Source organism: bacterium CG_4_10_14_0_2_um_filter_33_32, from assembly GCA_002792735.1.
Taxonomy (GTDB): Bacteria; Patescibacteriota; CPR2_A; order CG2-30-33-46; family CG2-30-33-46; genus CG2-30-33-46.
In genome coordinates, this window is sequence record PFOW01000068.1 from 1 (window position 1) to 21,713 (window position 21,713).

Annotated in this window: 19 protein-coding genes, 1 tRNA gene and 1 pseudogene; 2 read left to right on the forward strand and 19 right to left on the reverse strand. The window is 34.0% G+C overall.

Annotation, left to right across the window (positions count from 1 at the left end):
* Positions 1–150: 150 nt before the first annotated feature.
* From COX95_04385 to COX95_04410, 6 genes and pseudogenes are all read right to left on the reverse strand, one after another.
* Positions 151–777: pseudogene (locus tag COX95_04385) on the reverse strand (DNA methylase).
* A 4-nt stretch (positions 778–781) separates the two neighbouring features.
* A complete protein-coding gene (locus COX95_04390) occupies positions 782–2,560 on the reverse strand; it encodes an ATP-dependent endonuclease (protein ID PIZ85331.1) in 1,779 nt (592 codons plus the stop codon).
* A gap of 3 nt (positions 2,561–2,563) precedes the next feature.
* Positions 2,564–3,232 (reverse strand): DNA modification methylase, encoded by a 669-nt coding sequence (locus tag COX95_04395; GenBank protein PIZ85332.1) that lies wholly within the window; start codon positions 3,230–3,232, stop codon positions 2,564–2,566.
* A 4-nt stretch (positions 3,233–3,236) separates the two neighbouring features.
* Positions 3,237–4,508: a hypothetical protein gene (locus COX95_04400; protein PIZ85333.1), complete on the reverse strand. Its 1,272-nt coding sequence runs from the start codon at positions 4,506–4,508 to the stop codon at positions 3,237–3,239.
* 2 nt (positions 4,509–4,510) lie between these two features.
* Positions 4,511–4,729, reverse strand: a complete 219-nt coding sequence (locus COX95_04405) for a hypothetical protein (protein ID PIZ85334.1) — start codon at positions 4,727–4,729, stop codon at positions 4,511–4,513.
* 434 nt (positions 4,730–5,163) lie between these two features.
* Positions 5,164–5,240 (reverse strand) — tRNA-Pro (locus COX95_04410).
* A 284-nt stretch (positions 5,241–5,524) separates the two neighbouring features.
* Here COX95_04410 and COX95_04415 point away from each other — a divergent pair.
* Positions 5,525–5,890 carry a hypothetical protein gene (locus COX95_04415; protein PIZ85335.1) on the forward strand — a complete coding sequence of 122 codons (366 nt, stop codon included), beginning with the start codon at positions 5,525–5,527 and terminating at the stop codon, positions 5,888–5,890.
* 53 nt (positions 5,891–5,943) lie between these two features.
* Here COX95_04415 and COX95_04420 read toward each other — a convergent pair whose 3' ends face one another.
* Entirely contained in the window at positions 5,944–6,576 is a 633-nt protein-coding gene (locus tag COX95_04420; GenBank protein PIZ85336.1) for an RNA polymerase sporulation sigma factor SigH, read from the reverse strand.
* Positions 6,577–6,639: 63 nt separating this feature from the next.
* On the reverse strand, positions 6,640–9,540 hold the full coding sequence (locus COX95_04425; GenBank protein ID PIZ85337.1) for a hypothetical protein: 2,901 nt from the start codon (positions 9,538–9,540) through the stop codon (positions 6,640–6,642).
* Between the two features lie 120 nt (positions 9,541–9,660).
* Here COX95_04425 and COX95_04430 point away from each other — a divergent pair, with 120 nt between their 5' ends.
* Positions 9,661–10,671, forward strand: a complete 1,011-nt coding sequence (locus COX95_04430; protein ID PIZ85338.1) for a hypothetical protein — start codon at positions 9,661–9,663, stop codon at positions 10,669–10,671.
* Positions 10,672–10,797: 126 nt separating this feature from the next.
* Here the strand turns inward: COX95_04430 and COX95_04435 are convergent, their stop codons facing one another.
* From COX95_04435 to COX95_04485, 11 genes are all read right to left on the reverse strand, one after another.
* Positions 10,798–12,165 (reverse strand): beta-ketoacyl-[acyl-carrier-protein] synthase II, encoded by a 1,368-nt coding sequence (locus tag COX95_04435; protein ID PIZ85339.1) that lies wholly within the window; start codon positions 12,163–12,165, stop codon positions 10,798–10,800.
* Positions 12,152–13,183: a 3-oxoacyl-ACP synthase gene (locus COX95_04440; protein PIZ85340.1), complete on the reverse strand. Its 1,032-nt coding sequence runs from the start codon at positions 13,181–13,183 to the stop codon at positions 12,152–12,154. Before COX95_04440 ends, COX95_04435 begins: the two co-directional genes overlap by 14 nt.
* A gap of 176 nt (positions 13,184–13,359) precedes the next feature.
* Positions 13,360–14,208 (reverse strand): hypothetical protein, encoded by an 849-nt coding sequence (locus tag COX95_04445; protein ID PIZ85341.1) that lies wholly within the window; start codon positions 14,206–14,208, stop codon positions 13,360–13,362.
* Complete coding sequence (locus COX95_04450; protein ID PIZ85342.1) at positions 14,201–14,668, reverse strand: hypothetical protein; 468 nt, start codon at positions 14,666–14,668, stop codon at positions 14,201–14,203. Before COX95_04450 ends, COX95_04445 begins: the two co-directional genes overlap by 8 nt.
* Position 14,669: 1 nt before the next feature.
* Positions 14,670–15,791, reverse strand: a complete 1,122-nt coding sequence (locus COX95_04455) for a hypothetical protein (GenBank protein PIZ85343.1) — start codon at positions 15,789–15,791, stop codon at positions 14,670–14,672.
* Positions 15,792–16,640 carry a hypothetical protein gene (locus COX95_04460; GenBank protein PIZ85344.1) on the reverse strand — a complete coding sequence of 283 codons (849 nt, stop codon included), beginning with the start codon at positions 16,638–16,640 and terminating at the stop codon, positions 15,792–15,794.
* A gap of 80 nt (positions 16,641–16,720) precedes the next feature.
* Positions 16,721–17,287, reverse strand: a complete 567-nt coding sequence (locus tag COX95_04465) for a dCTP deaminase (GenBank protein ID PIZ85345.1) — start codon at positions 17,285–17,287, stop codon at positions 16,721–16,723.
* A gap of 73 nt (positions 17,288–17,360) precedes the next feature.
* The gene (locus COX95_04470; GenBank protein PIZ85346.1) at positions 17,361–18,542 is read right to left on the reverse strand and encodes a hypothetical protein; all 1,182 of its coding nucleotides are present in this window, start codon (positions 18,540–18,542) and stop codon (positions 17,361–17,363) included.
* Between the two features lie 48 nt (positions 18,543–18,590).
* Positions 18,591–19,511 carry a hypothetical protein gene (locus COX95_04475; GenBank protein PIZ85347.1) on the reverse strand — a complete coding sequence of 307 codons (921 nt, stop codon included), beginning with the start codon at positions 19,509–19,511 and terminating at the stop codon, positions 18,591–18,593.
* A gap of 14 nt (positions 19,512–19,525) precedes the next feature.
* A complete protein-coding gene (gene ftsE / locus COX95_04480) occupies positions 19,526–20,206 on the reverse strand; it encodes a cell division ATP-binding protein FtsE (GenBank protein ID PIZ85348.1) in 681 nt (226 codons plus the stop codon).
* A gap of 383 nt (positions 20,207–20,589) precedes the next feature.
* Positions 20,590–21,651: a peptide chain release factor 2 gene (locus COX95_04485; GenBank protein PIZ85349.1), complete on the reverse strand. Its 1,062-nt coding sequence runs from the start codon at positions 21,649–21,651 to the stop codon at positions 20,590–20,592.
* Positions 21,652–21,713: the final 62 nt, after the last annotated feature.

Below are 21,713 nucleotides of genomic sequence, written 5' to 3' on the forward strand. Positions count from 1 at the left end.
AGCTGCTTTACTTTTATTAAATTTTAATAATCTGTCTAGTCTTTGCATAGCTTTAAGGCTATGCAAATTAGTCTTATATCACAAGGCTTTGATATGCATATTGGAAACTCCTTAGTTATTTGCAGGAGTCTCAAATGTTTCGTAACTTATTCAATAGAAATTGAACTGCCTTGCTCTATTGTGCCAAACTCCCGTGTTTGATGTTTGATTATGCCTTGTTAAACAAATAATGTCCATTGGCTCGAAATGTTTTTCCAATCTTTGCCACATCAAAAATCCAACAGCCGTAAATTTCTTTTTAATCCATTGATCAGCAATAACTCAACCCATAACTTTTCCGGGCTTCAAAATTCTTGCAATTTCCGAAGCAGTTTTTTCTAATTCATCGTAAAATTCTGTTTTCTCGCAAGAAATTTTACCGATACATTCCTTGTTGTCAGAATAGTTGATATTGTCGGAGTATGGCGAATCAATAAAAATAAAATCAACAGAATTTTTTTCAAGCGGGATTTTCCGAGAATCGTTTTTAATAACATCTGGGCGGACAATGTTTAAATCATAGCCAATTACTTTTCGATTTAATTCTTTGGCAACATCAATTGTTGTTCCGCTTCCGCACATCGGATCAACAACTAAATCACCCTCTTTTGTATATCTTTGGAGTAAATTCCAAATAACAAAAGCCGGCGTTACGCCGTTGTATTTATTATTTCCGTGTGGCTTGTCGCCATAATTCTGTCTAGGAAAATCCCAAAGTGTCGTTGATTCTATTTCCATAATGTTACTCAAAAATTGTTTCAATTTTCTTTTTTAGTTTATCGTTCAAAACAAAAGTATCGCCAGAAACGTGTTTTAACGCAAAATATGGTTTATTTTTATTGCAATCATCAGTAATACCAATTTCTTCCTCTAAATCATTATCGAAAATAACCGATTTTCCTAAATTTTTATCAATTGCGTCTTCTATTTCCTTTGATGATTTGTTAGCGGTTGTTATCGCATCAGATTTTTTTGCAATTTGATTATCCTTGTCATAAACCGCAACATACGGGAATTTAAATTTATTTAATAGATGGATATATATCTTTATATTATCCTTTCCGCCACAATCAATCTGCGTATATTCGTATTTAAAAAGAGATAATTTTTTTGCTAAATATGGAATAATAGTTTTATCGGTCGGTCCCTCAACTAAAATAATTTTTTCGGCAAAAAATAATTCTCCTCGGTCTGGATTTATCCAATACGCTATATTGAAATTCTTTTTGTCGTCATCGAGGGTAAATAAATCTTCCGTGCATTGTAAAATTTTACTTCCCTCATTTACATCGGTTTTGTATACCTTACAAATAGATTTATACATTTCAAGATCAATAAAAGAGCTTGAATGAGTGGAAAGTAAAACCTGATTATTTACTTGGGAAAGCTCTTTAAGGGAATAAAACAATTCCCTTTGTGCTTGTGGGTGTAAATATAGCTCAGGTTCTTCAAAAATAAAATAGTTTGACTCTGACGCTTTTCTGCTGGTTTTTTCTTCAGTTGCTTGTGCCTCTTTTTGTTTAATTTCTTTAGAAATATTAGCCCATGCTTTTATCAACGCAAAAATTAGTGCTCTTTGTAATCCATGACCTTTTCTGACTATATCTGTTGGCACACCATCATCAACCCAGACCGAGGTTCCGACTTTTAAGACCTCATCAATGTCGGGCGGTGTGATTTCAATATTTATTGTTGTATGCCATTTTTTAAGTTCATCTTCTATTATTTTTTCAAGCTTGGTTATCTGCTCTGGTCTGCTTTCATTTAGCGATCCGTCGGAAATATTTTTATTTAGAGTTTGAGTTAATTCAGCTATTTTCTTTTTAGCGTCAATATATTGCTGGTTATCAAATGACATTTCATTTATGACATTGGACAAAAGTTGATTGAAAATAGATTTGCCTTTAACATTAAACTCTTCTGTCGCATTTTTTACTGCGGGAATAAAAAAAATATTTCCAAAAATCCCTTGGGCTACTGACTTTAGGCCTAAAAAATTTGTAGCCTCTAAATCATACTGAAAAGCTATACTGGTTCTGTTATCTTGTATGTATTTTTCTTGAGCGTCTTTTACAATTTCTTTTGTTATCCTACCCGTGGAAGGTATTAAATCTTTTAGTGGTGTCGAGTTAATTTTATCTCTACTTGTAAAATCGCTGATTTTTTCTTCTTTTAGATAGTCATCGTTTGGTATTTCGCAATATCCATGATATTCAAAATTACATCCCTTTATAATTTGTTTTTTAACTTTAATATGGTTGTCCGAAGTTAAATATTTTTGAAATTGTGCCTTATCGTGGTCGTCAAGTTCTTTAAACTCAACTTCTACAAATAAATCCTCGCTTCCTTTCTTGAAATCTAATTCTATACAACCCATTTCCCCAAAAAAGAATAAAAGAGCGGAAAGTATATTAGATTTACCATGATTATTTTGACCAATAAAAATCATGATATCCTCAAAATCGATATCTAAATCTTTTATTGATCGCCAATTATGAATTTTTACATGACAAATTTTCATAAACTACTTCAATAGTTTTTTCAAGTCATCAATAAATTTATCAAACATTTTTACTTTGTCGCTTTCTTCAATGTTTGTTTCGCTTAAGACATAACTGCCGTCTGTATCAACCTCAACAATCGCCCTGCCTTTCTTTGTAGGTTTTTTGACTGTTAGTGTTCCGTCCTCGTCCGGCGTTACAAAATAAACTTTGATATGTTTTGTCGCTTCATCGGAAGCAAGTTTTATTTTCCAATAACCCGTTTGGGCGATTCTCTCTCGCAGGGTAACTTTGCTGGACAACACAGCGACAACCTTGCTTATTTTTGGATGGTAAATAATTAAATCAACATCCGGCAAATGTGAACCAAACTCGCCATAATCAACAATTAAGTTTCTTTTTACCAAACTTAATTCTTTTGAAAGATTTGATCCGTTCGTTCTTTCAAGACTATTTCCATTTACCACTTGCAAGCCCAGAGCATTAACTTCGTCCGTGATGATGTATTCAATCAATTTCTCCAAGTTTTTACCCTTGAATGCTCGCCAAGATTGCTCGTGGTCATCTCCCTTAAAATCTTTTTTGTGTTGTTCTTTTGCTTCTTTTAGAACATTTGAAATGTGCCTATATGCTTCCGCACCATGTTTTTTCTTTTTCGTATCGTAAATTTTGATGAGGTCTTGTATTGTCATAGTTTTATTTTTCCATTATTAAAATATACTCTGTTGGATAAACAGAAACTTTATTTTTATCATTTATACCGGCAAACCGGCCCGTCTTTTCATCTCTAACGGACGGCAAATTTTTTGACGGTATTTCTCTTTTGATAATATCGGCGATCTTTAATCCCAAGTTTTGCAATTGCTCGGCAAAAACTTCCGCATTAAGTATCTCAACACCCTTTAAACTCGTATTGCCGATAACAATACAAGTTTTGCCGCCTTTTTTTAGCATCCTTTTCATTTCAACAAAAACTTGATTCATTTCGCTAAAGTATGTTGAAACTTCCTCGGCGGTTTTCTTGTCTTTTTTCAACAATTCTTTTCTGATATTTTCTGCAATTACGCTATTAAGCGTCAAATCTTTTTTATTGTGATATGAAGTGCCAATAAATCGCTTTCGGAAATCACTCAAATCTTTGGTGTATTCTAACCATAAAGCGGTTAGCTGGTGCAGGTCGGCGTATTCGTAAGAGGTAACATAGGGCGGCGAAGTGACAATCAAGCTGACACTGTTATCTTTTGCCTGAATTGTCCTTGCGTCCGTGCAAATTACCTTGCTCGGAACTTTCAAATAACCTTTTTCTGATAGCAATTCAAATAATCGCGCGTTGCCTCGTAACATCATTTTTATTTGTTTCAAGAATGTTTTAATTGGCTCTGACGGTTTTTTTTCAAAATCCCTCGTCGGTTTATTACTTTTTTGTAGCCATATAGAGCAATTTTTGAGAATGTTTGAAAATCCACAAAAGAAAAAATCTTGGACATCTTGATCTTTTATTTTTGAAATCTCGGCAAAAATAAAAGCAAGTTTCCTTTTTTCTTCTGGCTTAAACCAGTAATCAATCCTTTCATGTTCAGGTGCTTTTACTCTTGTTTTATCGTTGTATGTTTCCAATCTCTTTTGAAAATTTGCAAACTCCTTTTCAATTTTAACTGGATCAATCGCTGTAATTTTTGCTTTTGTAATCAAGACAGCAACAGGGTTAATATCAACGGCAATTGACGGTCGTCCCATAACTTTTGATTCAACAAGCGTTGTTCCGCAACCACCAAACGGATCAACGATAAAATCACCTACTCGTGTATATTTTTCCGCCAAACGAGAAACTATTTGCGGAATAAATTTTGCGGGGTAACGATGATAACCATGTGTAATATACGCCGTGTCTTTTCTGGTTTTATCCGAAAAAGACCACGACGGATTAATTTTTGTTTTATTCAATAATGAAGTTATGGTTTGGCTCATATTTATTTTTTAATTAAGTCGTCTACCTTTACATCTAATGCTTGAGCGATTTTAGTTAGCGTTTCAATAGTTGGGTTGGGATTCAAGCCAGATTCTACTGTAACGACGGTATTTAGCGACAAATCCGCTAACTTAGACAAACGATCTTGAGAAATACCTTTTTCTTGTCTAATCTTTTTAAGGTTTTTGCCTATCATTGATTTAGAATTATTGTTTAACATAGTTTTTATTAAGATATACCATTATATTGTATTGGTTATAAAGTATCCTTTAACCTTCATCAATTACAATGATACCAAATACTAAAACTTTGGTCAACAAAAATTTAGGGAGTTCCTTGTCGTTGCCCGCACACGGGTGGGTTGGGGCAAGGGCAACATTTTCTTTGGCGGCGCATCTCGCTTTGCGAAATACGGCCCCCAATTCCGCCGAAAAAAAGGGCAGTCAGAGCGAGGGCGTGGCGGAAGGAGGGGGTTGGGGGGAGGAATTCCGCCACGCCCGAGCCGAAGTCCGCCAGCAGGCGGATAAACTCCGTCGTTTCCGCCGTCCCGCAGTTGGCGGGACACCAAAGCAAAACAATTTTCAATTCCTTTTAAGAAAAATTTGGCGGGCGAGCGAGCAAACTCTTTCCCCTGAAAATTTGAAATGTCTTGATTGGTCGGGAATGCGAGATTTGAACTCGCGACCTCAGCGTCCCGAACGCTGCGCGCTGCCGGGCTGCGCTAATCCCCGATATTTCAGCCTAATTTCAGTTTAACATATCAAAGTTAAACTATGTCAAATAAAAATAAACAGATTTAATTTACCCCACTTAGAAATAAACCGCTTTAAAACTTGCTAGAGACCTCTAACAATAAATATATTCCATAACTGAAAAAGTATAATGTTTCGCAAGCAAATTTCTAACGGAGTTTATAGGTTAATACAAATTAAAGCCGAGGTTGTATTAAGTTTAAGCAATGAAAAATAACAGAGCAAGGTTTAAATTGAATACATAAGCAAATAAGGGGAATTTTATGAGCCTTAAAATTGAAACTACATTAGAAGATGACATACCTGTTATTAAAATTGAGGGAGAATTAACTCGTGCAACCACTAACCAACACATGCCGCTTCAAACAGAGATTCTAAAAAGGGCGAGGTTAGGAAATTATAAAGTTATTGTTGATCTTTCAAGAACAAGATTCTTAGATGGTAAAGGGTTAGCCTGTTTAATTGAAATATCAGAGATAGTCAGACTGCATGAAGGTAAAATCGGTATCGTAAGCAACAACGATTTATATACCAGAATATTAAAATTTGAAAAATTTCATGACTTGTTCACGGTTTTTGATTCACTCACAGAAGCAACTTTTACGCTTGCAGAATTTGTAAATCCATAAATACAACAGCAAGCATAGCTATTTAAAATATAAAAAAACAGAGAAACTGTTATTTATTTTCTCTGTAACTGTTGAATTTTTCTTCGGGCTCTAAAAAGCGCATTATCAATAATTTTTTCGTCCTTAAATCGTAATTCTTTCGAAATATCATAGTAACTATAGCCATTAACACGCAACATTAAAATATCTCTTTCGCAATCACTTAATACATGCAGATAATCATTAAGATCTTCAGTTGTTATTAACCTATCGGGTTGGTTTTCCCTTAATAGAATTTTGTTTTTGACTTTACTATAGATATAATCCTCACGTCTATTATTTGGTTTTTCATCATCAATATATAAACCGTATAAGGATATAGAATCATTGATAGGCCGGTGTTTTTGCCTGTTTGCGTTCTTTATAGCAGTTATCATCTTCCGCCTTATACACATTTCGGCAAAATACCCAAATGATGTTCTTTTATCAAACCTAAAATCCTGTACTGCCAAAAATAAACCGATATTACCTTCTTGAACCTTATCATCATAAACTATGCCTTGATCCGGATAACATCGCGCTATATAACTTATGATATTTTTGTATCTGTTTACAATATGATTATAGGCAATCTGATCATTTATCTTAGCCAGCTTGACTAACTCGATTGTCGGTAAAGAATGATAATCAATAAAAATTATCTCCATCTCCAACCTGATCACCCCTTTCTTTTATTATTAATGATCGTTTAGTAACCTAAAGATTTTAGATTATATCTTAGTTTCCGTAAAAGGGCAAATATCTTTATAGGCACACATACTGCAATGATTATATACCGGTGCTGGATCAAACTTTTGTTCCCTAACCCCTGTTGATACCTGCCATATCTTTTCTTTTATTTTTTCCAAGTCTTTTTCGGTTTTTATGGTTTCACCCTTAATACCGGATTCTATAAAATGCAAACTAACTTTGTCGGGCAACCTGCCTTCAATTTCTTTATAAGCAAGCGCGTAAATTGAAAGCTGCATTGATTGTTTAGCACGTAAATCTGCTTTTTCTTTTTCCTTTACTTCTGAAGTTTTAAAATCAGAAATTTCAATATAATCTCTGGATTTGTAAACAACATCAAACCTGCCATTTACCCGAACTTTTGTATCATCATCAAAGACAAGATTAAAATCAAATTTTTCCTCTACTTTTTCCGGCATCCTACCTTCTTCTTTTTGTTGATTATAAAAAAATCTTAGCGCATCCCTGCCGTTTCTTAATCTTTCCTCCTCATGCTCGCGAGTAATAAAACCTTCAGATACCCAGGCTTTTTCAAAAAATTCCCAAACCATTTCCAGATTTATTTCTTTATTGTTTAATTTATAAAAAAAATAGTTTTCTATAGCTGAATGTATAGCCGAGCCATAATGCACTGAGTGGTGCCTTAAAATAGGAACTTTTAATATATTGATATATTTAAACTTTAAAGGACAATCAAGATAATCATTAATCTGATGAGGACTTAAATTCAAACGGCCGTCTTTTGTAAAAAAGTGTTGGGGGAATTCAGTTCTTTCCTGTTTTTTATATTTGTGGATTTGCAGTTCTGGTTTTAATTTATAAACATCCTTATTAAGAAACGGTTCATCTAAAGCTTCTAAGATGAACTGGGAAGTTTTAGCCGCTCTTTTGCCTCCATAGTTTTGTGATGAACACAAGTATAGTTCTTTTTTTGCCCTAGTCATACCAACATAAAATAATCGGCGTTCTTCCTGCAAATGATAATCGCCTTCGGGCAATCTTTCTTTGACTAATTTTTCAGGAACCACAATAGACGCTCCCCTGTTTCTCTGCGGAAATCTTCCATCAACAAGATTAGCCAGGAATACAACTTCAAATTCTAATCCTTTTGCTTTATGAATAGTTAATAAATTAACAGCATCAATATCAGGGTCTAAATCCGCTAACTCAGGATCATCATCAACTCCCAAAAGCATATCCTGATATTCTTTAAATTTAAGGATTGATTTATCAAAAGATGTTTCTTCAAAAAGACTAATCTTTTCAAAAAACTTAGCAATATTCTGCATTCTTATTTCGTTTTCTACAGAGCTCTTTTTCAATAAAAAAGAAAGGTATCCAGAATCTTTCAAAAACTGATAAACTAACTCTCCGGTACTATGTGTTGGTATAAGCTTTGCAAGTTTTTCCAAATCAATAACGATTTTTTCAAGCTTATCGAGCGTTTTTTCTGACAAAGATAAACCGTCTAGCAAAGAAGGATCATTTAAAATATTACGAAAGGGCTTATTTGTTCTTTTAGCTATACTGTTTAAAGATATCAATTCAGAAGGATTCACTTGGTAGATATCAGAAACGGCCAAATGATAGAAACTCAAGTTATCATGAAAATCAGTTAAAGAATTAATAAAAGATATTATTATTCTAATTTCCGGACGTTGATATAAACCACTTCCGCCCGAAAGTTTATAAGGAATGCTTTTGGCGTTTAAAGCATGAACAAATGGTTCGCTATGGCTGTTAGCCCTAAAAAGAATGGCAAAATCTTTATATTTAAGCTCGCCGACGCCAACCTTCTTTTTGATAATACTAGCAACTTGATCGGCTTCAGCTAAATTACTTTCACAGTTTATATGATGAATATTATTACCGGTTTTAGAAGTTTTAAGTTTCTTATCTATTTTATATTTAATTTCTAACCTATCCGGATTATTGTGCTGAATTAGCTTATAAGATGAATCAAGAATTTGCTTTGTCGAACGATAGTTCTTAGTTAAAACAATTTCTCTGGCATTGTTATAAGTGTCTTTGAAATCCAAGATGTTGGATATTGCCGCTCCTCTAAATCTAAAAATGCTTTGGTCATCATCTCCTGTTACGGTTAACTGAGATTTCTTTGCCAAAATTTTTAAAAGTTCATTCTGGGCATAATTAGTATCCTGATATTCATCTACTAAAATGTATTTAAATTGTTTCTGATATTCCTTAAGAATTTTGGAATTATTCTTAAACAGCTCAATGCATCTTATAATCTGGTCGCCGTAATCAATGTTTCCGCTTTCACGCATTAAAGAATCGTATCTTTCATAGGTTTGGGCCAATTCCAAAATTCTTTCCGCTTCAACCTGATCCTTACTCGCCTTTATTTCTTTTCTGGCATAATCTAATAAATCTTTTGGCAAAATAATTTCATCCTTTAGGCGCGAGAAAAAGAAGATTAAGGGTTTTATATATTTTGTTGGGTTGCCTAGAGGCCTGTAATGCTTTAGTTCAAATTCAAAAAGATGATCCCTTATAAAAATTGACTGGCCAGCCTCGCCTAAAACCTTAAAATCCGGCGAAACACCAGCCTCTAACGAATTCTCCCTTAAAATTCTGTCGCCAAATGAATGGAAAGTTGAGATCCAAATATTGGTATAACCATAGGGCACTAGAACATCAACCCTCTCTTCCATTTCAGCAGCAGCTTTATCTGTAAATGTAAGGGCAATTATTTCTTCCGGCTTAGCTAGCTTTTCAGAAATTAAATAAGCAATTCTTGAAGTAATAACCTTAGTTTTACCGGTACCAGCGCCGGCGATAACTAAAAGAGACCCCAGCGTGTAAACTACAGCTTCTTTTTGTTCTTTATTTAAATCATTTAGTAAAACTTTGGTGTTCAAACATTTATATTATAGCACAACTGAATTAATGACTTAACAAAAAATTTGGATTATTGATTTTTAAGTAGTACAATATTACATTATTACATCAGTCCTTTGAAAACGGTGGTGATTATCAGCATGCAAATACCAAAAACAACACTTGCCAAAAGATTTGGGTTGAAATATCCATTTGGTCAGCAAGGAATGGCAGTAAATATATCCGATGTTGATCTTATAGTAGCAGGTGTTAAAGAAAAGATTCTTCCAACTCTTGCAGGAGCAGGTCTTATAGCTAAACAGTTACGCAATAAAATTATTCAAATAAAAAAAAGAGTAAAAGGCAAATTCGGCGTAAACCTTATGGTTTCATTAGAAGATTTTGATGAACTTCTTGATGTTTGCATAGAAGAAAAAGTAGATTTTGTAACCCTAGGAGCTGGCTTCTCAAAAGACGCTATTCGCAAATTAAAAGAAAAAAGTATTTTTTGCTTTGTTATTGTATCTTCTCTCCGAGCTGCTAAATTAGCGGCTAAACTTGAAGCTGATGGATTAATATTAGAGGCACCAGATAAAGCTGGAGGTCATTTAGGCATACAAGAAAAAGACCCGGAAAAAATTAAAGAACATCTAAAAGTCTCTGTGTTTGATCTTTTAGAAGAAATTATACCAGTCCTTCGCGAAAAAAACTTTGAAGGATCTATAGTAGTAGCAGGAGGAATAACCAGAGGATGGCAAATGAAAAAAGCCTTTAATATGGGGGCAGATCTAATCGGATTTGGGCAATTCTTTGCCATGACTAATGAATCGGGCGCTTCTGATGATGTTAAACAAGAATGGGTTAAAGCAAAAAAAACAAAAATCATAATGTCGCCGGTTGGATTACCAGGCAGAGTTATTGATACTCAAGAAACAGATAACCTTCCTGAAGCGCCGGATAACGGAAGATGCAGAAGATGCTTAGCTTATTGCAAAAAGAATTATTGTATTTTTGAAGCATTACAAAACTCCACCACAAAAAAAAATCAAAAAAAAGTAATACCTTTATCAGAAAAATTAATATTTGCCAGCGATAGCGTTGGAGAAATTAATAATATCATTTCCGTTAAACAAAGAGTGCAACAATTAAAACAAGAACTCGAGAGGGCTTAATTATTCAACAAAAAAATCGCCCTCTTTTTTATTGCATATTAAAAAATTTATTTACCGTATATTAAAATAATAAAAAAACCGAGAGGTAATTTGTTGTAATAAACCTCTCGGTATAAAGTATTAATTCTAATTTTTGTATTTTTTTACAAGAACACTCGCATTATGACCACCAAAACCGAACGAATTAGTCATTGTGTAAATAATTTTTCTTTCTGCTTCTATTGCAGTATTTGGAATATGTCTTACTCCTTCACATCTGGGATCAATATTATCCAGATTTATCGTTGGAGGAATAACATTTGTTTCTAAAACTTTAACACATAAAGCAAGTTCTAATGCACCAGCAGCACCTAATAAATGACCTGTACAAGATTTCGTCGATGATACATATAGATTTTGGGCATGATGTTCAAAAACTCTCTTAATCGCTTTAATCTCTGCAACATCACCTAAATCCGTTGAGGTGCCGTGAGTATTTATATACCCAACTTGTTTAGGATTTATATCCGCCATAGTAATCGCATTTTGCATAGCCGCAGCCGCACCTAATCCTTCGGGATGGGGCTCAGTTAGATTATGAGCATCTCCTGTTTCTCCAACACCAACAATTTCTGTAAGAATTGGGATACCTAATCTTTCGGCAGCTTCAATTGCTACTAAAAATAATGCTTCTGCACCTTCGCTCATAACAAACCCGTTTCTGTCTATATCAAATGGTCTTGATGCTTTTTCGGGCTCATCATTCCTAAAGGAAAGTGCTCCTGCGTTACTAAACGCAGCGATACCCTCTGGACCTATTGAAGCCTCTGACCCTACAACTATACATGCATCAATTCTACCAAGAACAATCTTATCGTAAGCTGCTATTGTGGCATGAAGAGATGAAGCACATGCAGTTACTGTAGCAAGATTGGGACCTGTAACCTTAAAAATATCAGACACCACAAAACTAAGTGTGTTAATTATACCGGCAGGAACATGAAATGGACCTACTCTATTAGGACCTCTGGTATGAAGAACGTCGATACCCTCTTCTTTGGAAATAATTCCGCCTGTACCCGACCCAGCAATTACACCAACTCTTTCAGGTTTAAATAGATTAATTATATCCTTATTGAGCTGTTTGAGTGGAGGGATAGCTAAATGACAAAATCTATCTAGTCTTCTAATATCCTTAGGTCCAAGAATACCTGGAACTTCAATTATAGCTAAACTTTCACGATCTTTGATATCTATTTTGATAGGAACATTTTTTACTTGACCGGCAATTTGACACTTAAAATCATCGACAGCATAAGGAACTCTCGTTAATTGAGGGCTGCCGTCCTCACATAAAACAACGGGGCCGTTCATATTGAACCTGCTTAAGTAAGACTCTTCAATTCTTGATATGCCGGATTTTCCTGCAATCAAATTATTCCATGTCTGATTTAGATCTCCTAAGGAAGTGAGTGCAGTCATATCGACTATGCCAACTCTTCTACCTTTCATCATTTTTATCAGCTCCTCTCTTTTCAAGATTCCAACGGATAATATTAGCACCCCAAGTAAAACCTGCACCAAAACTTACAGTTACAATAATGTCACCTTTTTCTAATAATCCATGAGAATTTAATTCATGCAATGCAATCGGTATTGAAGCACTTGATGTATTACCGTATTCGGCAATATTAGAAAAAACCTTGTTACTTCCAAAAAAACCTAGACCTTTCGCATATGCGTCTATAATTCTCTGATTAGCCTGATGGGGAACAAAAAACTTCACATCGGTAACAGATATAGAATTTTTATCAAGAATATTTTGTGTTATACGAAAGGGAATATCTGTCGCAATCTTAAAAACTTCCCGACCGTCCATATGAACAAAATGAAGTTTTTTCTCTCCATAAAGTATAGCAGAACCACCGGCTGGAATTCTTAGTAAATGGTGTTTTTCTCCATCTGCACCCAATTGACTGTCTAATATACCGTAACCTTGTTCTACATGACCAATAATCAGAGCTCCTGCACCATCACCAAAAAGCGGATAAGTACCATCATCTTTTGGGTTTGTTATTCGTGTAAAAGCTTCAGCGCATATAAACAAAATATTACCGTCCTGTTTAGAATATTTGCATGCTATATCTAATCCGTAAGAGAAGCCAGAACAAACCGCCTGAATATCAAAACACGGTATGCCAGTAGTAATACCTAGTTTATCTTGTACAAGACATGCTGTTGACGGCCAAGGCATTTCCGGAGAAGAAGTTGCAACTAATATTAAACTTATATCAGCTTTATCTAAATTAGCATCTTTTAGCGCAGCTTCTGCTGCTAAGGCTGCTAAATCAGAAACCTGCTGATTTGAAGCTATAACTCTTCTCTTCCTAATACCAGTTCTTTTCTCAATCCAGCCAAAATTTTTCTTAAGTTCTTGCTCTATTGTAGAATTATTTACTATTTGATCCGGTAAATATACTCCTATTCCTAAAATTCCAACATTCAGAATAACCACCGCCTTGTTAATGTACATCCTCTAAGAGGTCAATTGATAATTTTATCAGAAAAATTTTGTTGTGCAAATCTTTTACATAAATTCCACACTAACCTGTTTGCCAATTATCAATTGATAATAAATCAAAAAGAATTAGTGTGAAATAAAAAAGCCGGTGTAAATACACTGGCTAATGAGTGAGCAGTAAAAAAGTATTAAAGCGAGTCTAATATATTAGGATTTTTATAAACAATTTCTGCCAAAGAATCTATTACGTGAAAACCACCATCAGCATGAAGCACTGAACCAGTTAATGATTTTAGATATCCTGACGCAAGCGCCACACAAACCCTACCTACTTCTTGTTGATCAACCACAAAAGGTGTCGCTAATTTATATGCTTTGAGCATATTATGAAAATCAGAAATGGCTTTTGCAGAAATAGTTTTAATTGGCGGTGCAGATATGCAAAAAATGGATATATTTTTTTCAATAAGCTCTACTGTATAACTACGAGTAAGCTGTTCCAAAGCGGCCTTTGCCACATCCATGGGGTGATAATTAGGTAAACATTTTTCGCCTCCCATGAATGATATTGATACATAAGAACTATTATCAGCCATCACTGGAAGTGTTGTTTTTATCACATTAAGTAAACTTAAAGCGCTTATTTCGATAGCCGGAATATAATCCATGCAATCCAGTTCTAATTTAGATTTTTTAAAAGCATCAATATTATTAACCCCTGCTAACGAGTGGACCACAAAATCAAGCTCTCTATTTTTCTTACTTAATGTATTTAAGAAATCTTGTATTGCTTGTTCTATCTCTGCCGGATTGGTTACATCACAGATGCCAATATAAGATGCCTTAAGCGAACCTTTCTCCTTCAATCTTTCAAGGTGAGCAATTCCCTCGGGATTTTTTCTAAAAACGGCAACTTTTGCGCCGCTTCTCGCTAACTCGTTAACTATCCCAGCACCTATACTTCTTTCATTACGAACTCCAAAGATTACAGCCCTTACATCCTTTAGGATTATCTCTTTCTTTGGCATATCAATCATCAACCCTTTCTCTGTATAGATTCGGCAAAACTAGAATAGATTTCATTCCAAACCATTTTGGGAATAACCAATCTAACAAAAAACCATTTCCAATCATTACAATATTTTTTGCTGGGGCTTTAATACCGAATTCCAAAAAAGCCTCCTGAAACTTAAAGGGTTTCCATCTTTGTCCATTACCCCTGCATAAACATTGGACTCCATCAATCCCGCAAATATCGGCAACTCTTAACATCTTATTTGTGTCTTTTGTGTTAGATAGAATATATACATTAAATAGATAGGTATCCTGCGCTCTTTTGATCCATCTTATTATTTCTGGTTTTATTCCTAAGTATTCCTTTGTTTCTTCATGTATAAGAGGTAATATTGTACAATTCAAATCTAGGATTATATCTCTAATACCATGCTGTAGAAGATTTCCAAAACTTATATCTGATATGGATTTTTTCGGAATCACATCATAACACCCCCATAGTTCTTATAGTACTAAGAAGAAAATCTTCATCAGAAAATCTTTGAGTAACAGATGAATTATTGTCATTTAGAACCATACCCACTGCTTCTATAGGCGATATTTCTTTATCCAAAACTTTTACCAATGTACTAATATATTTGGAATCTATAACTGTATTTAGGTATTTTGCGGCACCTATACCTTCAACTGTGCCAAGATCCAATATTATCTTTTCCATTGCTTCACCCTGGGCAAGCCTATAACCAAACTGCCAATTTCTGCCTTTTGGCGAAGACGAAAGACCTAAGTCTATCTTACCAACAAGCCCTTCAATTGTTCTTTTTCTAATACCTAATGCTTTAGCAATATCAACCATATCATCAGACCATTCATCAACAAATGCCCATCTGCTATTTTCTTCTCCTATAATTACCTTATCACCATTTGAGAAAGTATAACCTTTCATGCCTTCGCACATGCCGATCATTATAGCCCCAACATTTTTTAGAAGACCTGACAAGCATGCTCCATTTGGATCAAAAGACTTTTTAACTATAAGATAGCGAGTACTTAAAAGGGTTCTGATTATTCTATTTGCATCATTACTTGAACGTCTTGATGAAACTAAAATTTTCGTGAGTTCTTTTCTTGCAATCCCAATAGCAAAACCTACTACACTTGCTACAACTACTGACACTAAAGGATATGACCTAAACGATTTTTGGGCAAACTTATAAGGAGTTTCACCTGATTCACTGTCTGCTCCCTTACTAGTAATAACCAAAATAATTCTTTGCGCTTTAGTAATACTTGCTTTGATAAGTTCTATCGTTTCAACAATCGCAAAAGAAGGTACGGTAAGAATTATTATCCTTGCATCTGCCAATACACTGGGAAATTGATCATAAGTAAATGCAGAAACTTTACCGTAGGGAAACTGTATATCATTAAAATCTTTAACATACGCATTTGTATCCTGATTATTGATAGAAGAAGCTTTAAATTCGTCTCTTGTTAAAACTGATAATGAGTAACCTTTATGGCTTATAGCGTGAGTTAAGGCTGTACCCAAAGCACCTGCTCCTATAACTACTATTTCTTTTTTTCTCTGCTTTTTCCCTCTCATCTAATCCACCTCCAGTGCTTCAATCTCAACTTTATATTTTGACAAAATATATTCATTAATCCTCTCACGGTATACCCCCCACATTTCTTCCGGGAGTGTTCTGCCTATTTCACACATTACAATATCCATACATCTCTTTGCGTAACTATTATCGTTTTCTCCTTCTTGTTTAGGATAAGATTTAGAAAATAGAATTGGTTCGCCAAAAGATATTGATATCTTATCAACTTCATTAACATATTTTTTGGGATTGAAAATTATACCTAACATGCCCTTAAGAGTTACCAATGAATCACTATACGCAAAAAGTTGATTAGTACCAACTATCGCAGTTGGAATAATCGGAACATTAGCTTCAAGCGCTGGTAAAATAGTTCTCCACTTAGCTTCAATAAGAGTTCCATCTTTACTCCGAGTTGATCCAGGAAATACAAAAAAAGGAATTGTTTTTAAATGATTTTTTATCTCTTCAAAGGCTAAGTTGGCGATTACAACTATTTTTCTCCTATCAACCGTATCTCGTCTTTCCACATATATCATGCCTGCATAACTATCAAGATAAAAATTTCTTATTCTAGGATCTGATACTACTTTACCTGCAATAGCCCATACGTCTTTTCTTATTGGCCAAAGCGCCTTCCAAAGAAATGGACCGTCAGCATGACTTTGATGGGGTTCAGCTGCGATTAAAAATGAACCTTTGATTGGTATATTTTCTAAACCTGGGGTATTGATTTTCTTTGCAAACCTATTAATAAGAAAATTAAAAATCCTTCTAGCTATTCCAAGAGAAAATTTTCTTCCTTTAAACACAACCATATCCTTGGTTATTTCTTCCGAATTTTTCATATCTTATTCACCCGCTCTTTTGTCAAAGATCAAAAAAGTATCCCTTTAAAGGAATACTTAAATATAATATAGACTGGCTTTTAAGTCAATTTAGGTTTTTCTTTTACTATTTTGGATTCCAGAGGCGAAGATTGTTTAAAATATTTACCGCTTTTTGAGTAACAAATATGCGCTTCGCTTGATAATATTTCAAAAACTAGCTGGCAAATATTCATATCAGGATAGAGCAATACAGGCATTCTGCCTATATTGCTTATTTCTAATGTTAGCTTCCCTATCCAGCCTGGATTAACATGTCCCGCAGTTGAATGAACAACTATTCCCAACCTTCCAACGCTACTCTTGCCATCTATCCTTGCACATAAACTGTTATCTATTCCAACCATTTCTTTAGTAATACCTAGTATAAATTCGCCGGGATGTACAACAAGAGGTTTATTTTTTCTAAGTTTAACCAATTTTGTATATTCTTTTTTTTCTCTAGGGTCAATAAATATATTTTGTGAATGATTAAATACTCTAAATTCATTCCCTAGCCTTAAATCCAAAGAAGATCCGCTAAGCTGCTCTTCAATATCTGATTTTGGATTAATATGTATTTTACCTAGTTTTACATACCTCTTAATATCTACGTCAGAAAGAATCATAAATTTCTCTTTTTACTGAATTAAATTATATAAAAGAAATTATATAAATGAAAGCTTTAGATAAATATTATCTTTACTGTAAGTGTCCGTATAGCGTGGAAAAACCATCACCATGATCAATAATTATATAGTGACCAAAACCCGAACCAGAATCTCCACCATTAAAAACTATTGTACCCGAATGAGCTGCTCTGACAGATGCACCAGGATAAGATACAATATCCAACCCGCCTGGCCATCCAACACCCCTATGACTAAAAGTTCCTCCATAACCTTGGGTTATTGTACCGTTTAATGGCCAAGAAATATAACCTCCTAAATATGGAGCTGGATCAATATCCAAACCACCTTTATATAAACCAAAATGAAGATGTGAGCCTGTTGAAAAACCGGTATTATCCTGATAACCAATTACATCTCCGGCATTAACATGTCCTAAATTTGTGCTTCGTGAAGAAGAACCTAAAGATGGCAACCGACCCGAAGATGAGCCGGTTAATCTGGCTATCTGCGAATTAACCTGAGACTTTTCTCTCAATGACTGAGCCACTAAATTACTATAGTTAGATTGGTCACCCTTTGTTTTCGCTAACAGATTGCTTTTAGCCGCAATTTGATTATCTAGTTCTTTCCCAATCACTTCCTGTTCTTTTCTCAAATTATCTTGATCTTTTCTTTTATTGCCCAGCTCATTCTTTTTATTTTTTAGTTTATCTTCTAATTCTCTAATTTTTTTAACAGCTTCATTAATCTTCTGCTCTAAAGCTTTCATATAACTTTCTGCACTTATAAAATCACTTAAGCTATTACTGCTAACAACGATTTCAATTAAATCAATATCTCCTTGGTTGTAGCTTATTTTTATCGCCTTTTTAAGTGTTTTTTGATGAGTTCTTCTCTCGTTTTCGGTTTTCTTAATTTGTGCATTAATTTCCATAATTTCCATATCTGTTAGTTGGATTTCACCATTAATCTTATCAATTCTAAGTTTTGTTTCCTGATACTCAGCATCTAACGCCTCTAATTGGCTATTAAGACTTTTTACGTCATTGGCTTTTTCTTGAGCCTTTTTCCTGAATGAACTAATTCGCTGATCCAATGATTGAATTTGGCTTCTTTTCTGATCTACAGTAGATACGCTAAAAGCTTTTGGTATACCAAAAAAATATGAAACCAACATAAAAACCACTAACATTAAAAAAATGTTAGTTTTTCTAATAAAATTCTTATCTTTTTTTTGCATTTTATCCCTCATTTAAATTAATAATCAATAATAATACCAGCTCTAAATGTGAGGGATAATTTATACTCTCTTCAAATGTTTTCTAATAGCAATAGCCGAACTTAGTGTTCCAATAAAGATGCCAGTTAAAATCTCTAGGCTTATAATAAGAAATAACCTATCCTTAAGATAATCCATACTATTGCTTTGTGATATAACTGTCCAATATTTAGTCATCATTGGAGATACAAAATAAACGCTTGTGAATATAATGATAAAACATGCAATGGCGCCAATAATTCCATAAAGAGCGCCCTCAAAAATGAATGGAGCTCTTACATACCAATTCGTAGCGCCTACTAATTTCATAATTTCAACTTCTTCTCTTCTGGAATAAATTGTAATTCTAATGGTGTTAAAAATGATAAGAAAAGAGATACCTACAAAAATTATAGTTAATGATAAACCTGCTTTTTTAATAAAATTAGTAAATTTAACAAGAGTTTCAAAAATATTCTGCTTTTCTCTATAATTTACTTTATCAACTATTGAACGATATTGTTCCGTTTCGGCGATATCGACTATTTTTTGAAGCTTATTTGGATCATTAAGTTTAACCTCTAAGCTAGCCCACAAAGGATTATCTCCGGGTTCAAGCTCAGAAGAAATTTCTTTATTTTTTTCATTTAAATTTTTGAATTCTTCCCATGCTTGTTCTTTTGATTTAAAGTAAATATTCCCTACACCCTGCTCCTGACCGATAGCCGTTTTTAATGAATTTATTTTTTCTATTGGAGCATTGTCTTTCACTCTAACACTTAAATCAATTTTTTCACTGATTTTTTTAACGGTTTCATTTACACCAATATTCAAAATTACAAACAAGCTTAGGATAAAAAGGGTTATTACCATAACAAAAACTGCAGCAATAGAAAGCCATCCATTCCTCCAAAAATTTCTAGCACCCATTTTAAATATTCTTTTTATTCCTGCTAAAGTCATAGTTTAACCTTTAACTATAAAACATAGCCAGCTACTTCTTTATCGTAGCTTACCGTTCCCCTCTCTATAGCAACAACTCTTTTTTGAAGCCTGTTTACTATTTCTTTGTTATGAGTAGCCATAATTACTGTTGTACCAAGCTCATTAATTTTTAAAAGAATTTGTATGATACCCCATGCAGTTTTCGGATCAAGATTTCCTGTAGGCTCATCAGCAATTAATATTTTTGGCTGATGTGCTAAAGCCCTGGCTATCGCAACCCTCTGAACCTCTCCGCCTGATAATTCTTCAGGGAATACATCTTTTTTGTCGACCAAACCTACTAAGGATAAAATTTTTGGTACTATTATTTTTATGTTCTTACTAGGCTCACCTGAAACTTCCATGGCAAAAGCAATATTTTCATACACGGTCACTCTCGGCAATAATTTAAAATCCTGAAAAATAACCCCTAGCTTTCTGCGGTAATAAGGAATACGGCTTGGTTTAAGACGGGTAATATTTATTTCGCCTACAACTATTTGTCCGTTGGTTGGACTTTCTTCGGCAATAAGAATTTTAATCAGGGTTGATTTTCCTGCACCTGATGGACCAACAATAGAGACAAACTCTTTTTCTTTTATCTTTAAGTTTATGTCCTTTAAGGCTACTGTTCCGTTTTGATAAATTTTATCTACTTTTGAAAATTGAATCATAAATACTTATAGTGCGTTTAAGAATATTATATAAGACATCTTAACACAGTGTGTAATCTTAAACAAATTAGAAATATTATCAACCCCGACTTATCCACAATAGAAATTAAATGAATAATCCCTATAAGCATTTATAATTTTCTGATAACTAATCTATGTGATGATTAGCCGTTTTTTAACATCTATAAGAAGTTGGAATAAATGATTCATATATACTTAGGTTCGAATCATGCCGGATATAAATTAAAAAAATTATCAAAAAATACCTGAAAAATTTTTCGGGTATATATGAAATCGAGGACCTTGGTACATACAACATGGTAACGAATCTATTGAAAAAAACGAAACAAAGTTAACAGCACTAAAACCAATAATGGCTTTTTTTATTTCTCTTTTTTTCTAAGATATGCTTCTATAAATTGTTCGATATCACCATCTAACACCGCTTTTGTATTTGAAGTTTCTAAATTAGTACGGTGGTCTTTCACTAAATTATAAGGATGCAAAACATATGAACGAATCTGATTACCCCAAGATGCTGGACTTATTTCACCTCTTAATTTAGCTTTTTCTTCCTCGCTTTTTTCTTGGTTGTACTGCACTAATTTAGATTCTAAAATTTTCATTGCGGTATCTTTATTTTGAAATTGAGATCTCTCATTCTGTGAAGATACTGTAATTCCTGTTGGAATATGAGTAACTCGTACTGCAGAATCAGTTGTGTTAACGTGCTGACCACCTGCTCCAGATGCCCTAAAAGTATCAATTTTTAAATCTTTTGGATCTATCTCAATTTCCTTTTTCTGAATTTCCGGAATTACATCCACTAATGCAAAAGATGTATGCCTTAAATGCTGGGCATTAAAAGGAGATAATCTAACTAATCTATGAACACCGATTTCTCCCTTTAGAAAACCATAAACTAACATACCCGATACTTCTAAGGTAACACTTTTTATTCCTGCTTCTTCTCCGCCGGAAATAGATAAGATCTCTGCCTTGTAACCTTTTAGTTCTGCATATCGAAGATACATTCTAAGAAGCATATTTGCCCAATCCTGCGCTTCCACTCCTCCGGCACCGGCATATATTGAAAGTAACGCATTATTTTCATCATATTTGCCAGACAGCAATATTGTCAGCTCTTGCTGTTTAATGTCTTGTTCTAGATTTTCTATATCATCAATAAATTCATTAGGAATTTCTATTTTTTCCTGTTCTAAAAGTTCAAAATATCCAGAAACTTCATTAAACTTTGTTTCAACATTAAGATAATTACCCAATTTTTCCTTAAGCTTAGAAAGATCTTTTAGTAAATCTTTCGCCTTGCCTTCGTCTTGCCACAAGGACGGATCATTGCTCTTTTGCTCAAGTTCATAAATTTGTTTCTTTAAACTAGTAACATCAAAGAAACTCCTTAAGAGCAGAAATTCTCTTTTTGAAATTTGATATTTTTTCTTTTATTTCCTGCATAGATTAAATCATACCAAAAATATAAGTCTTAATA

Excerpts from the sequence above, each read along its gene's own strand:
- COX95_04390 (PIZ85331.1), bottom strand. The coding sequence starts at position 2,560 with ATGAAAATTTGTCATGTAAAAATTCATAATTGGCGATCAATAAAAGAT.
- COX95_04395 (PIZ85332.1), bottom strand. The coding sequence starts at position 3,232 with ATGACAATACAAGACCTCATCAAAATTTACGATACGAAAAAGAAAAAA.
- COX95_04400 (PIZ85333.1), bottom strand. The coding sequence starts at position 4,508 with ATGAGCCAAACCATAACTTCATTATTGAATAAAACAAAAATTAATCCG.
- COX95_04405 (PIZ85334.1), bottom strand. The coding sequence starts at position 4,729 with ATGTTAAACAATAATTCTAAATCAATGATAGGCAAAAACCTTAAAAAG.
- COX95_04415 (PIZ85335.1), top strand. The coding sequence starts at position 5,525 with ATGAGCCTTAAAATTGAAACTACATTAGAAGATGACATACCTGTTATT.
- COX95_04420 (PIZ85336.1), bottom strand. The coding sequence starts at position 6,576 with ATGGAGATAATTTTTATTGATTATCATTCTTTACCGACAATCGAGTTA.
- COX95_04430 (PIZ85338.1), top strand. The coding sequence starts at position 9,661 with ATGCAAATACCAAAAACAACACTTGCCAAAAGATTTGGGTTGAAATAT.
- COX95_04435 (PIZ85339.1), bottom strand. The coding sequence starts at position 12,165 with ATGATGAAAGGTAGAAGAGTTGGCATAGTCGATATGACTGCACTCACT.
- COX95_04440 (PIZ85340.1), bottom strand. The coding sequence starts at position 13,183 with ATGTACATTAACAAGGCGGTGGTTATTCTGAATGTTGGAATTTTAGGA.
- COX95_04445 (PIZ85341.1), bottom strand. The coding sequence starts at position 14,208 with ATGATTGATATGCCAAAGAAAGAGATAATCCTAAAGGATGTAAGGGCT.
- COX95_04455 (PIZ85343.1), bottom strand. The coding sequence starts at position 15,791 with ATGAGAGGGAAAAAGCAGAGAAAAAAAGAAATAGTAGTTATAGGAGCA.
- COX95_04460 (PIZ85344.1), bottom strand. The coding sequence starts at position 16,640 with ATGAAAAATTCGGAAGAAATAACCAAGGATATGGTTGTGTTTAAAGGA.
- COX95_04465 (PIZ85345.1), bottom strand. The coding sequence starts at position 17,287 with ATGATTCTTTCTGACGTAGATATTAAGAGGTATGTAAAACTAGGTAAA.
- COX95_04470 (PIZ85346.1), bottom strand. The coding sequence starts at position 18,542 with ATGAGGGATAAAATGCAAAAAAAAGATAAGAATTTTATTAGAAAAACT.
- COX95_04475 (PIZ85347.1), bottom strand. The coding sequence starts at position 19,511 with ATGACTTTAGCAGGAATAAAAAGAATATTTAAAATGGGTGCTAGAAAT.
- ftsE (PIZ85348.1), bottom strand. The coding sequence starts at position 20,206 with ATGATTCAATTTTCAAAAGTAGATAAAATTTATCAAAACGGAACAGTA.